This window comes from Staphylococcus sp. GDY8P119P (assembly GCF_017892075.1).
In the GTDB taxonomy this organism is placed as follows: Bacteria; Bacillota; Bacilli; order Staphylococcales; family Staphylococcaceae; genus Staphylococcus; species Staphylococcus ureilyticus.
The window spans coordinates 512,931-525,478 of record NZ_JAESKJ010000006.1 but is presented as its reverse complement, the minus strand read 5'-3'; the positions used below and the strand labels follow the sequence as shown (position 1 = coordinate 525,478).

The 12,548-nt window shown below is 31.7% G+C and carries 13 protein-coding genes, 2 tRNA genes and 1 pseudogene; 7 read left to right on the top strand and 9 right to left on the bottom strand.

Annotated features, from left to right (window positions below; all coding sequences use genetic code 11):
• Positions 1-175 precede the first annotated feature (175 nt).
• On the top strand, positions 176-1,114 hold the full coding sequence (locus KA830_RS06705; protein WP_064209416.1) for a 1,4-dihydroxy-2-naphthoate polyprenyltransferase: 939 nt from the start codon (positions 176-178) through the stop codon (positions 1,112-1,114).
• Positions 1,115-1,198: 84 nt separating this feature from the next.
• On the opposite strand, the gene KA830_RS06700 is transcribed toward KA830_RS06705, so the two are convergent.
• Positions 1,199-1,750, bottom strand: a complete 552-nt coding sequence (locus KA830_RS06700) for a GNAT family N-acetyltransferase (protein WP_046208086.1) — start codon at positions 1,748-1,750, stop codon at positions 1,199-1,201.
• Positions 1,751-1,926: 176 nt separating this feature from the next.
• On the opposite strand from KA830_RS06700, the gene KA830_RS06695 reads away from it, so the two are divergent.
• Together KA830_RS06695 and KA830_RS13895 are read left to right on the top strand one after the other, a co-directional pair.
• Positions 1,927-2,139 carry a TM2 domain-containing protein gene (locus tag KA830_RS06695; protein ID WP_046208085.1) on the top strand — a complete coding sequence of 71 codons (213 nt, stop codon included), beginning with the start codon at positions 1,927-1,929 and terminating at the stop codon, positions 2,137-2,139.
• A 108-nt stretch (positions 2,140-2,247) separates the two neighbouring features.
• Positions 2,248-2,337, top strand: a complete 90-nt coding sequence (locus KA830_RS13895) for an SAR1012 family small protein (RefSeq protein WP_019469096.1) — start codon at positions 2,248-2,250, stop codon at positions 2,335-2,337.
• A gap of 400 nt (positions 2,338-2,737) precedes the next feature.
• Here the strand turns inward: KA830_RS13895 and KA830_RS13890 are convergent.
• Positions 2,738-2,869, bottom strand: a pseudogene (locus KA830_RS13890) (MazG-like family protein); the annotation flags it as partial.
• 96 nt (positions 2,870-2,965) lie between these two features.
• On the opposite strand from KA830_RS13890, the gene KA830_RS06690 reads away from it, so the two are divergent.
• Complete coding sequence (locus KA830_RS06690) at positions 2,966-3,307, top strand: magnetosome magnetite crystal formation protein family (RefSeq protein ID WP_204179795.1); 342 nt, start codon at positions 2,966-2,968, stop codon at positions 3,305-3,307.
• A gap of 734 nt (positions 3,308-4,041) precedes the next feature.
• Here the strand turns inward: KA830_RS06690 and KA830_RS06685 are convergent.
• The 3 genes from KA830_RS06685 to KA830_RS06675 form a co-directional block, all read right to left on the bottom strand.
• Positions 4,042-4,130: transfer RNA gene (locus tag KA830_RS06685), tRNA-Ser, on the bottom strand.
• A 2-nt stretch (positions 4,131-4,132) separates the two neighbouring features.
• A tRNA-Asn gene (locus KA830_RS06680) sits at positions 4,133-4,207 on the bottom strand.
• A 153-nt stretch (positions 4,208-4,360) separates the two neighbouring features.
• Positions 4,361-4,924 carry a competence protein ComK gene (locus tag KA830_RS06675; protein WP_046208083.1) on the bottom strand — a complete coding sequence of 188 codons (564 nt, stop codon included), beginning with the start codon at positions 4,922-4,924 and terminating at the stop codon, positions 4,361-4,363.
• A gap of 251 nt (positions 4,925-5,175) precedes the next feature.
• On the opposite strand from KA830_RS06675, the gene KA830_RS06670 reads away from it, so the two are divergent.
• Positions 5,176-5,394 carry an IDEAL domain-containing protein gene (locus KA830_RS06670; protein ID WP_070657730.1) on the top strand — a complete coding sequence of 73 codons (219 nt, stop codon included), beginning with the start codon at positions 5,176-5,178 and terminating at the stop codon, positions 5,392-5,394.
• Positions 5,395-5,472: 78 nt separating this feature from the next.
• On the opposite strand, the gene lplA is transcribed toward KA830_RS06670, so the two are convergent.
• Positions 5,473-6,462, bottom strand: coding sequence for a lipoate--protein ligase (gene lplA / locus KA830_RS06665; protein WP_046208081.1), 990 nt, complete (start codon positions 6,460-6,462; stop codon positions 5,473-5,475).
• Between the two features lie 197 nt (positions 6,463-6,659).
• Here lplA and KA830_RS06660 point away from each other — a divergent pair, with 197 nt between their 5' ends.
• Positions 6,660-6,845 (top strand): YkvS family protein, encoded by a 186-nt coding sequence (locus KA830_RS06660; protein ID WP_002508073.1) that lies wholly within the window; start codon positions 6,660-6,662, stop codon positions 6,843-6,845.
• Between the two features lie 5 nt (positions 6,846-6,850).
• On the top strand, positions 6,851-7,453 hold the full coding sequence (locus tag KA830_RS06655; RefSeq protein ID WP_046208080.1) for a CPBP family glutamic-type intramembrane protease: 603 nt from the start codon (positions 6,851-6,853) through the stop codon (positions 7,451-7,453).
• Positions 7,454-7,643: 190 nt separating this feature from the next.
• Here the strand turns inward: KA830_RS06655 and KA830_RS06650 are convergent, their stop codons facing one another.
• The 3 genes from KA830_RS06650 to KA830_RS06640 form a co-directional block, all read right to left on the bottom strand.
• The gene (locus tag KA830_RS06650) at positions 7,644-9,152 is read right to left on the bottom strand and encodes a bifunctional metallophosphatase/5'-nucleotidase (RefSeq protein WP_046208079.1); all 1,509 of its coding nucleotides are present in this window, start codon (positions 9,150-9,152) and stop codon (positions 7,644-7,646) included.
• Between the two features lie 196 nt (positions 9,153-9,348).
• The gene (locus tag KA830_RS06645) at positions 9,349-10,707 is read right to left on the bottom strand and encodes a TrkH family potassium uptake protein (RefSeq protein WP_046208078.1); all 1,359 of its coding nucleotides are present in this window, start codon (positions 10,705-10,707) and stop codon (positions 9,349-9,351) included.
• Between the two features lie 18 nt (positions 10,708-10,725).
• Positions 10,726-12,480 carry a trypsin-like peptidase domain-containing protein gene (locus KA830_RS06640; RefSeq protein WP_204179792.1) on the bottom strand — a complete coding sequence of 585 codons (1,755 nt, stop codon included), beginning with the start codon at positions 12,478-12,480 and terminating at the stop codon, positions 10,726-10,728.
• Between the last annotated feature and the right edge of the window lie 68 nt (positions 12,481-12,548).

Genomic DNA, 12,548 nt, shown 5'->3' with positions numbered 1-12,548 from the left:
CATTTCAATATCAGTTTACACTCATTATAATATTGTACCACTTTTCACAATCTGTGTACGTTTTTCAGCTTATTTCATGTAGACAATTTTTACGTAAGTTGACCTTTACAACTTCTTCTATTAAAATTAATTTGATAAAAATTAATTATATTAAAAGAATTCGAGGTAAATCATTATGGCATCTCAATACCAACAATATTCAACAGTCAGAAAATACTGGCACTTAATGCGGCCACACACATTGACTGCTGCAGTAGTTCCAGTTTTAGTAGGTACTGCAACTGCAAAAATATTCCTTCTAGGTAGTGAAGATCATCTAAAGCTTAGCTTATTCATTGCTATGCTAGTGGCATGTTTACTTATCCAAGCAGCTACAAACATGTTTAATGAATACTATGATTTTAAAAAAGGCTTAGATGACCATACTTCAGTAGGTATCGGTGGCGCAATTGTACGAAATGGCATGAGTCCAAAATTAGTCATGAACTTAGCCATAACATTTTATATTATCGCAGCGATTTTAGGTATATTTATCGCTTCCCAAAGTTCATTCTGGTTACTTCCTATTGGGTTAGTATGCATGGCAGTAGGTTACCTATATACAGGTGGACCATTCCCGATTTCATGGACACCTTTTGGAGAACTATTTTCAGGAATATTTATGGGTATGATAATTATTTTAATTGCCTTCTTTATCCAAACTGGTAACATACAAAGTTTAGCGGTATGGATTAGCATTCCAATCGTAATCACAATTGGTCTTATCAACATGGGCAATAATATCAGGGATTGGGTTAAAGATAAGGCAAGTGGTCGAAAAACATTACCCATTTTATTAGGGAAAAATAATGCTGTTCGCTTTTTAGCATTGATGTATATCGTTGCTTATTTGCTCGTTATCTATATCACTTTCTTTAAACCTGGTGGTTCGATTTTCTTCTTGCTAGCTTTATTATCTTTCCCAATGCCAATCAAAGCAGTTAGAAGATTTAAAAAGAACGACACACCTGAAACAATGATGCCTGCAATGGCTGCTACTGGAAAAACAAATACATTCTTTGGTTTCCTTTATGCATTAGGTATCTATATCAGTGCTTTATTAGGTGGGATTTAATAACACCCTGTATTTAATTTATTATATATACAAAATCGTTCTTCATTCATTTGATGAACGATTTTGTATTTTTACTAGTATATGCTAAACATGTACTAAGTGATAATGCATATGTCCATATAAATCAAATTCACTTTTAATTTCAAAACCTAATTTTTCATAGACACGTAATGCTGCAGTATTATCAACATCACAATTTAAACTCCATTTTTCATCTGGGTAGTTTGAAATGACATGTTTAATCAATTTCGTTGCTACACCATTTCCACGAAAATGAGGAAATGTTGCTACAGTTTCAATGTACCATTCATCATTAGCAGCCTCTTTCATCGGCATTGGTGTGCCATAAGATTTTATATCTTCCTCTAAATCCATGTCTAGCCATGCTTGTTCAAGTTCTAATTCTTTACTGCCAGGATATGCGATCAAACAGCCTGCAACGTTACCATCAATTTCATACACCCATACATTACTAATGTGCCCTCTATATTTTACATCTACCATGCTTTGTTCCATTATATTTAGCAAACGAAATTTTTCGACTTCCTTTACCATATCGATATCTAATTGACTCCAAATGATATAACATAATTCCGCAATATCTTTTTTGTCACTAGGCTTAGCTTTTCTAATCATTTTATTTCTCCTTTATTTATTACGATTATTAATTCCATTATATCTGAATCAATTTAAAATTTCGATGTAATAACAACCATATAATTCAAATTTTGTCACATTGTTTTATTTGTTCAATTTCACTATTTAAGAGATAATTAATACAATAATCTAGAAAATGAAAGGACATTATACACATGAAAGTAAACAAAGTTATATACGTCGTACTTGCATTTCTTTTGGGTTGGTGTGGCATACATAAATTTTACTCAAACCAATTACTACAAGGTATTATACATTTAATATTTTTTTGGACTGGCATCCCTTATATTATTGCTATCATTAGCGGGATATTAACAATTTTCTTTAACAAAGCAGATGAAAATGGTCTCATTACCCTCGAAAAATAGTTTTATACTAACTTGCTAAAAAATCCCTTACATTTTCATTACACTTATAAAAAATGGGTAAAGGTATGTAAGTAGCATGTATGAGTTTCGTTTAGGAGGTAAAATTTTATGAATATTATAAAACGTGTTTTTAGAACACTGATTGTCGGTTATATTGTAAGAGGAATTAGAAACTTAATAAGTAAAAAAACAAAATAAATTAAAGCCCCACTTCTCAATTTATTGAGTTAGTGGGGCTTATGCATGAGCTAGATCAGGCAATCCCTAATACCACTTCTCTATTTATTGAATTAGCGAGCTTATGTATGAGCAATGATGCTCTAGTCACATTGCAATAACGGAAAACAAATCCATATAATAATAAATCTCTCTCTTTTCTGCACCCATCCACATCTAAATTATTCATTTAAACTTACTTTTATGTTTTACTGAAAAGCAATTACTATTTGCTAATGTTGTCGCATAATTTTTATTACGTATTTATCGAAAATTAACCGGACGTAACAAAAAAAGTTAAATCAACGTATTATTTACATCAATTTAACGGGAATTCGGCATTACCTTTACCGTCTTTTAAATCTTCCATTTTGTTACGTTATAATGCTGCACCGACTTCGCCAGCTTCTTCATAGAATTTTAATGTTCGTCTATCTGAATTACCATTATGTAATTTTATATCTATACTCCGTTGTTCTACTTGTATTAATAATTGATCTAGTGTGTTCGTAATTTAAATATTCTTCCTTATCTAACAATATTGTTAGATTTTATATATTGCTTCAAATTTATTTTGTTAAGTGTTTTAATTGCTTTGGAGGTGATTATATTGAATCAATCTAATAAAAATCAAAATATTTTATCATCACTAAGTTATTTCAGTGTGTTTTTCGCACCAATTATATTTCCAATATTCGTTTGGATATTTGCTGAAAAACCAACTTCTACTCATGGTAGAAAAGCATTATTTAATCACATTTGGGTATATATTTTCTTATTCTTTGCAAATCTAGGTTTCATCTTTTCTCGAGAAGTTTTCGATAAACCTTTTGACAATCAAGAAGTAATATCTAATGTTTCATTCTGTATAGGCATTTTTTTATTACTCATTGCTGGCATTATATTTCTTTTCAACATCATTCGTGGTATCAAATTGCTTACGGATAAATAATATTGTCCCATCCTTAACTGGATGGCTTTTTCCATCTTTATATTCTCTCCCTTTCATCGTCTACATACTACAATCTATCAATACTGCCGTGACATTAATTACAAATAAAGCAGCTATAAAGACTTTAAAAAAGTTCTTGTTAGAAACAATGTTGATAATTTTACATCACTTTTGATAAGACATACCCATGCATCAATATATTAAAGTAAAGAATTTTCAATGCCATATATTAGTAAAAGATTAGGTCATGCAAATATTGAAATTACTTGGTGAGTATATAATCATTTGCTTGAATAATTGAAATCACAGGAAGATGATAAGCTACTTAAAGCCTTTAATTTCTAGCTGGACAACTCAACGGACAAAAAATTTTAAAAGTGTTCAAGTCGTCCCATGTTGACCAAAATTTATAGAATTCACTTTTGTATATTTTTCATAAAATAAAAAGAACGCTGATTTAACAACGTTCTTTTGTTATCCAAAGTATTTACTTGAAATGATTTTTCTGTTTTTACGGAAACAGTTAAAGCCGAAAACGATAAGGCTATTCAAGCGTTAGAAAGTATGGAAACTCACACCAATGCGTTGGCGTATCTTGTAAAATCTATATAACTATTAGCGTTTCATCGTCTTAAAAGTTCATTTAAGACACTTAACCAAACTTATCCAAATATAATAAAAACCCGTCAAATCAACGTTTTACTCACGTCAATTTAACGGGCTTATCTAATTTACGGAAACGGAGGGATTCGAACCCTCGCGCCGCTCTCGCGACCTACACCCTTAGCAGGGGCGCCTCTTCAGCCAACTTGAGTACGTTTCCAATGGCTCCACAGGTAGGACTCGAACCTACGACCGATCGGTTAACAGCCGATAGCTCTACCACTGAGCTACTGTGGATAAATATTATCTCTAATCAAGCACAAATATTATTATATCAATTAATAGCAAATTTTCAAGAGATATCGTAAAAAAATATGCAGAACATTTACACTAAATTAATATAATATTCCGCATATTCTACTTTTACATTAATATTTTTAATAAACTTTACTATTTACTTTCAAACAAAGAATACTTAGCAAGTGCTTCATATATATTTAATTGTGGTTTTGTATAATCTATAGGAGATTCTGGATCAAAAGTTGCAACTCTTGCCGCTCTATCCATCATATAATAATAATAAATACCATTTAAATATTGATGTTGCATGCTATGAGCTGAAATGTTTACAACGATAGATTGATTATCAACAAAGTTCACTTTGCATTTTTTATCTTTTAGTGATTTAATACTTTGAACATAATGGATATTAATCCATGTATTTTGTGTTTTTCTATCAGAATGTGTTGGAAAAAAATAAGTGGGAAATAAAGGAGTGAATAAAATCGGGGGCTTGCTGCTAATACCTGTAATTCGAATGGTATCCTCTTTTTTAAAAACATAACTACTACCATAAAATCTACAAGAGCGGTCAATAATTTTGTGGGTACGTTCTTTTATTGTACTTTCATCTTCTTTATACCTTAGCACTCTTGTACCTTCATATTGGCCAACGGGTAAATGGCACGGTTGCAATGACATATCACCTTTTTTAATAATATACGGTTGAATCATAGTTGTAACCTCCTTACAATTTTGGTGATACTCAAATAATATACTATCATCATTTTAAAATCAACTTATATTATAAAATATTTTCTATATATTCTACAATTAAATTTTAGTTACGAATCTTTTTCTATTTTTTAATTATTGAAAGTTTCGTTTTACACTTATTTTTTCGGAAAAGTCAGAATATTCGTTGATTTAAAAATCAAAACCTTGTATAATGTATTTTAAATATAGATAGAGGGGTTGTGTTGATAATGAAACATAATACACATGTAAAATACAATACTTTAGAGTCTTTTGTATCAACAATTAATGACTTAGGTATCGAATTAATCATTGATGAATCGTTAAGGAATGTCCGTAAGCAACAATTAGAAAATCTCATCGATCATGCACTTAAAAATAAAAACGAGAATGATTTCAAACGCTATACAAAAGAATATAAACTTTTGGAGGCATATCTCGTTGGTTAATTTAATTGTCATATATTTAAAATAAGGTCTATTCACTAATTAATTAAAGTTAGCGAATAGACCTTTTATATTGTTTATTTAAGACATTAATCTGATTAACTCATATCTATCAATATCTCCAAAATAGTGATAGATATCATAATCTGCTAATGCTTCTTCTATACTATCAAAGTCATGCAATGTGCCTTCCAATGCATGTTCTAATTCAGTAACGTCTCCCACACCAAAGAAGTCACCGAAAATTTTAGCATGTTCAATTCTTCCTTTTTTAACATCTAATTTAATTTGAACAAATCCCTTTTCAAATTTTTCTTCTCGTTCAAAATTATATTTAGGATTTCTACCGTAATTCCATTCCCAAGTACGATATTTTTCATTACTTAATTGCTCTATATTTGCCCAATCTTCGTCTGAAAGCTTATATTCTTCAACTTGTGTAGCCTCACCAAATATTGTTTTTAAAATAATTTCTTTAAAAGTATCAATATCTAATGGTTCAGTTAAGAATTCTGAGATATTAGCAACTCTACTTCTCACAGATTTAATACCTTTCGATTTAATTTTTGCTGGATTCACACGCAAGGCATTTTGAACTTCATTTAATTCACTGTTTAACATTAAAGTACCGTGGCTAAACATTCTATCTTTTACTTTGACCATGGCATTACCGGAAATTTTAGCTTTACCGATTTGAATATCGTTTCGGCCACTCATTTCTGCATCTAATCCAAGTGATTTCAATGCTTCAACTATAGGTTCAGTGAACTTTTTAAAATTATGAAAACTATTGCCATCATCATCCGTTATAAAACTAAAGTTTAGGTTGCCTGTATCATGGTACACGGCACCGCCACCTGAAATACGTCTGACTACATCTATACCATGTTCATCAATATAAGGTTGGTTCACTTCTTCAATCGTATTCTGATTTTTGCCAATAATAATTGAAGGACGATTGACATAAAACAGAAAATAACTATCGTCATTCGGCATGTGCTTTAATACATATTCTTCCATTGCCAAATTTAATGTTGGATCTGTAATATCATTATTACTAATAAATTTCATATACTGCACTCCTTTTCCTCTTAATACCCTTACCTTATTTATGCAATATTTTCATTAAAAATGCCAATCATTTAACTGATTTATACTAATTTTTCTAAAAAAAGAATGATAACTGTATATTTAAAGGTTATTTGTTTATTTGTCTGTCGTTTTTTTGTATAATACTATCTAGTTAGCATTTCTAGGGAGGATTCAATATGACTGTCGCAGAAGTCGGAAATATAGTAGAATTTTATGACGGTTTAAAAGGCCGCGTAGAAAAAATTAATGATAACTCTGTAATTGTAGATTTAACAATTATGGAAAACTTCAATGATCTAGACCTGCCTGAAAAAACTGTCATCAATCACAAGCGATATACAATCGTCGAACAAGAAGGATAGTTTATATGAATAGAATTTCAAACGCTTTAATCTGGTTTATTGTAAGCTTCATCGTATTTCACATTATTTTATATATCATGTGGGGTGAAAAGCAAGAATACTGGTACCTTTATACTGGTATCATGCTTATCGCAGGTATCAGTTATATATTTTACCAAAGAGATATTGAATCAAAAAGATTATTAACATCTCTAGGGATAGGTATTATTACGGGTATCGTACTCATTATTATACAGCTAGTTTTAGCAGCTATCTCATCAGATATTCAGTACGCATCACTGATTAAAGAGTTAACGCGAACAGGTGTATACTTTAAATGGCAAATGTTAGTTACTTTATTATTTGTGATACCGTGTCATGAACTTTATATGAGAACTGTATTACAAAAAGAACTACTCAAATTAAACATTCCAATGTGGTTAAGCGTATTAATAACAGCAATTTGTTCTGCTTCTTTATTTTTCTATCTAGATAAAATGTGGATTGTTTTCTTTGTATTCATCGTTCAAATTGTACTTTCATTAAGTTATTATTATACGCGTAGAATTGCTACAACTGTCATAGCACAAATTGTTGCAGTAGTTATTCTATTAATTTTCCACGGATAAATTGAAATAGAAACACAAGCTTATGAATGATGTAAAAAAGATTAAGATTTTACAGCTTATACCCCACAGTTTGAAAAAGATGAGGGCATAAAAGGTCTCTGAATGAAAATAAACGCCAATTTCTATTGAAATAATATAGAAATTGGCGTTTTCTTTGGTTTTAAGAGATTTTTATAGCACATAAATTTTATCAAATAATAACATTAAATGTTTGTTTTTGTTCGATGTGGTAGTCATTATCTTTTAAATTTCTAGCAATTAATTCAACCATCGTAATTTCACCCGTTTCGTGAATGACAGCATCTTCTAAATATTGCTTATAGTTTCTATAGCAGTAATCAGTCATACTTACACGATACATGTGGTCTAATTTAATATTTTCCAATGTCACACGATGGTATGGCTCTGCATTCATATCTATTGTATAGTTAACACCTTGCCAAAACGTACATAAGGTTTCATCTACGATTGTTAAGCTCAATGCGCCGTCACTAAAAGCTATATGTGAATAGCAATACTCTAAAATATCATGAATCTGTTGACCTTTCATTGTTAAATCAACTGGGACATCTGGATGAGGATAGGCATTAAATAAATCTTCATTTGTAATGATGCCATTGAGCCCCTCTTCACCACTCGTTGGTAAGTGTACACAAGATATATCATAATCATAGGCTAATCGAATACTATCATGTAATAACTGTGTGAATGGATGAGGTTTTGTTATAACATCACTCAAACCATTTACCTCTGCTGACAAAGCATTTTCGTTTATGCTTTCTTCACTCCAATTACAAACTGTTTTTCTATCATAAAAAGTCAAATCTAATAATGCTTGGTCTTCTGGATAATGATTTAAATCCACAATTTTAGAATTGACATCTTCTAATTCATACGAATTTGTGCGTTTTTTAAAGTTAATCTTCACATGTATAAGTTGTTCAGCATTTTGTCCTGCTTGTACATAAAGCGTCTGATCATCTCTACCGATAAACGTTTGATGTTGATGACCAGTAATTAATAAATCAATAACGCCTAGGGTCTGCATGATTTTTTCCGCTTCATTTACATTTTGCTCACGCTCATTAGAGGTTTTATTTAGTTGATTTAGTCCACCATGGTATATAACAATTAAAAAGTCTGGCATTTCGCTTTCATGAATAAATCGAATCCAACGTTTAGAAGAGCGTAATGTTTTTTCAATTCGTACATCATTTTCCATTTCAAAATGTTCACGCTCCATTAGCCCATCTGAAGTCAAACCCACTATTGCGATTTTGACACCTTCTATTTCTTTAATTGTATATGGTGTAGAAAAATATGGTTCTTTTGTACGTTTATATTCAATATTTGCCGATAACCATGGAAACCTAGACAATGATACTGCCCTTGAAAAGAATGACAGACCAAATTTAAATTCATTAGGACTAATACCACTTGCATCGTATTGCATAGCATTCATCAATTTTATCATTGGATGACGTTTATAAGGTGCTACAACTGCATAATAAAATGCTGCTAACGAACCTGCTAAACTACCACCACTGTCTAATAAAATAACGTGATCATTTGTTTCTCTAATACTTTTAACATAAGATCCTGCTCTATAAATATTGGAATTATTCTCACCACTTTGAAAATAACTATGCATATCAGAAGTAGTGATAATGTCTATTGCGATTTTTTCACTTTTTTTCATACGCCTCTCCCCTCATTAATATTAGTCTAACACGTTTCTAAAACAGCTTGAAATAATAATAAACATATATCATCAACAGTGAATATTTGCCAACTATACGCTTTTATCCTGAAACTAAAAGCACCAGTACATCATTTGTTAGATGTACTGGCACCATTGTTTCATAAACTATTCAGTTCAGATTTACATTTAACAATCAACCAATTTGTACGCGTTCTTTAGGATAATGAAATTTATCGGGTTCTCTACGTCCACCAATCATAATAATAAAACTGATTAAACCAACACGGCCAATTAGCATCAACACCATCAAGACACCTTTACTCATATCATTCACATCACCAGTAATACCTAATGATAATCCACAAGTTCCAAATGCCGACATAACTTCAAAAAACGCTTGTAAAAATGAAACCTTTCCATTTTCAACAACCAGTATAAAAATCATACTCGTAAAAGTTAATATGCTAGCCATGATAAAAACAGCAAATGAACGTTGAACATCAGTTATGTGAATTTCACGATTAAATGCTTTGATAGACGTTTTTTCAGGTTGGTTGCTAAAGTTTAAAAGGAATAATATTAAAATCGCAAACGTCGTAGTTCTAATCCCCCCACCGACAGAACTTGGGGATGAACCTATAAACATCAGTATACCCATAACGATATTCGTACCTTCTCCAAAACCACTTACATCAATAGTTTGAAGCCCTGCGCTCCTTGTTGTAGCTGATTGGAATAATGCATAAAATAGCGATTTGTGCCAACTCATATTCTGAAAAGCTTGGTTATGTTCGAATAAAAGGATAATTAATACACCGAAAATAAACAAACCAAAATAAGTGACCGTTGTGATTTTTGCAAATAATGAAAATCTAAAATTAGGAATTCGATTTTTGATATATGCTTTCACTTCTATCAATACAGGAAAGCCAATTGAACCTAACATGATTAAAAACATAACAATAGTTTGCACAAAATAGTCATTTGCATATGGTATAAGTGATTGTCCAGTTATATCAAGCCCACCATTTGTTGTTGCTGATACCGATACAAATAATCCTTGCATAATTGCATATTGAATGTCGGGATTATCTCTATAGAAATAAAATGCTAATAATGATGCACCAACAAGTTCTATGATAATGATTGTTCGAACAATATCTAAAATCAATTTAACAGTACCACTCATCGTATGTTTATTATTATCAAGCATGATTAATTGGCGTTCACGCATACCAATATGTTTACCTAAGACAACCCACAGCATAGTTCCAATGGCCATAACACCAATACCACCTAAATTTAGTATCAGCATGATAACCACTTGGCCAAATGTTGTGTAAGTATCAATAATGTTAACTGGCGTTAGACCTGTTACACTGACACCTGACACAGCAACAAACAAGGAATCAATTGGATCTACAGAGACATTGGACTTATGGACAAACGGCAAGTTCAGCATTAAAAATGCCACGATAATTGCCGCGATATAATACATTACAATCCCTTGTTGAGGACTTGATTTTTTTAACAATTGGTTGAAAATGGACAACGTTTCTTCACCTCAACGTTACTTCAGTTTAATCTTAATATCCTTTTCTTTACCATCCCTATATATTTTAGCTGGTAGCGTTTTTAAATCATCTTTATGATTAAAAATAATTTGTCTGTATCTAAGATTATCTTCTAATGCTTTACCATCTAATTCTACTATGACATCATTTTTTTGCAACCCGGATTTTTCACCTAATGAATCTTTTTTAACATCACCTACTAGCACGCCTTTTTTAACATCTTCTGGTAAATTAATAGATTGTTTGGTAGCTTCATCAACCTCACTAATATTAGCAATCTTCACACCTGTATTAGGATATTTAACTTCACCTTTATCTTCTAATTGCTTGGCAATGTCTTCAGCGTCATTGACCGGTATGGCAAAGGCAATACCTTCAACATTATCCATATCTATTTTCAAGGATGCTATACCTACTAACTTACTATTTCTATCAATCACGGCTCCACCTGAGTTGCCCGGATTTACAGGTGCATCTATTTGGAAAGCACTCATTAACACATCATATTGATCGTCTTTATTGATATCCACTGGTATGTGTCTGTTCAAACCTGAAATAATACCATCAGAAATACTTCCTTTAAAATCTACACCTAGAGGGTTTCCTACGACTATAATTGGTTCACCTAGTACTAAAGTACTGGAATCGCCTATTTTAATTGGTTTCACTTTACTATCCGATTTTACTTTAGCTTTAACAACGGCGATATCTGAATACTTATCCGTGCCAACAACTTTTCCAATCGCATAGTCATCATTACCATATGTAATCTTCTGTTCTTTTTTATCTCCAACCACATGTGCGTTGGTCATAATAAAAATAGAGTCGCCCACTTTTTTGTAGACGACACCTGAACCTAATTCATTTTCTTTACCTGCTTCTTGTGTCTCTTTTTCGGCAGAAGTTCTATCATCACTTGTATCATTTTCAACAGTTACTACTGAATGAATTGCACTGTTTGCACTTTTCATTGTTGTTGTATAAGCTTTATCTTTATTTTGATTATCGTTAAACACGCTATCATTTGAAGTACCATTTTCATCAACATTTTTGAATATAGCTTGTATGAGTGTAAGTAAAACAATAACTGCAACAACAATTAAAATTTTAGCCCAATGTTCAATAAAGAAAGCCTTAACTTTAACAGAAGTATTAGCTGTGCTTTCATGCTTAGTTTCATTGTTACGATTCGAATGTTCACTGGCACTTTTTTGGTGCTTCATTTGGAAAGATGTTTGTTCATCATTACTCAAATAATCATCAACTCTAGATTGTTGTGCATTCTCTGAGTAAAAGTTTTCTTCCTGCTGTTTTTCAGCTGGGACATGTTGTTCATTTGATTGTGCACTGTTATTTTGATCCACATTCTCAACATGTGATGATTTTGAATTTATATTATTTTTTTCATCCGCTATGTTCTCGTTTTCATTGTATGGATGATTGATATTGTCCGCTGAGGTTGACTCATCGTTTTCTGTTCTCTCTGGTGTATGTTTTGAGTTCCGTGCAGCAGCAATGGCTTGTTGTTGCTGAATTTCTTCTTGTGTAAGCTTTTCAATACGTGCTTTTCTTAAATTTTCTTTCACACGCTCTTCATTATTTTTAGCAAGTATTTCAGCCTTTTCTTCACGCTGTTTTCTAGCTTGACGTTCTTGTTGCACACGTTGTTCCCGTTCCTCGTTATGAAAGTACTCACGTCGTTTGCGTCCATACTTTACTTTTGGGATGACATGTTTTTTATTTTGCGTCACAATAAGCCCCCCTATTACTTTTGATTGCAATTCTATTATGACATATCAAATATAATTTTTCTGCTTTA

Excerpts from the sequence above, each read along its gene's own strand:
- KA830_RS06675 (WP_046208083.1), bottom strand. The coding sequence starts at position 4,924 with ATGATTCAACCGTATATTATTAAAAAAGGTGATATGTCATTGCAACCG.
- KA830_RS06670 (WP_070657730.1), top strand. The coding sequence starts at position 5,176 with ATGAAACATAATACACATGTAAAATACAATACTTTAGAGTCTTTTGTA.
- KA830_RS06650 (WP_046208079.1), bottom strand. The coding sequence starts at position 9,152 with ATGAAAAAAAGTGAAAAAATCGCAATAGACATTATCACTACTTCTGAT.
- KA830_RS06700 (WP_046208086.1), bottom strand. The coding sequence starts at position 1,750 with ATGATTAGAAAAGCTAAGCCTAGTGACAAAAAAGATATTGCGGAATTA.
- lplA (WP_046208081.1), bottom strand. The coding sequence starts at position 6,462 with ATGAAATTTATTAGTAATAATGATATTACAGATCCAACATTAAATTTG.
- KA830_RS06660 (WP_002508073.1), top strand. The coding sequence starts at position 6,660 with ATGACTGTCGCAGAAGTCGGAAATATAGTAGAATTTTATGACGGTTTA.
- KA830_RS06695 (WP_046208085.1), top strand. The coding sequence starts at position 1,927 with ATGAAAGTAAACAAAGTTATATACGTCGTACTTGCATTTCTTTTGGGT.
- KA830_RS06655 (WP_046208080.1), top strand. The coding sequence starts at position 6,851 with ATGAATAGAATTTCAAACGCTTTAATCTGGTTTATTGTAAGCTTCATC.
- KA830_RS13895 (WP_019469096.1), top strand. The coding sequence starts at position 2,248 with ATGAATATTATAAAACGTGTTTTTAGAACACTGATTGTCGGTTATATT.
- KA830_RS06705 (WP_064209416.1), top strand. The coding sequence starts at position 176 with ATGGCATCTCAATACCAACAATATTCAACAGTCAGAAAATACTGGCAC.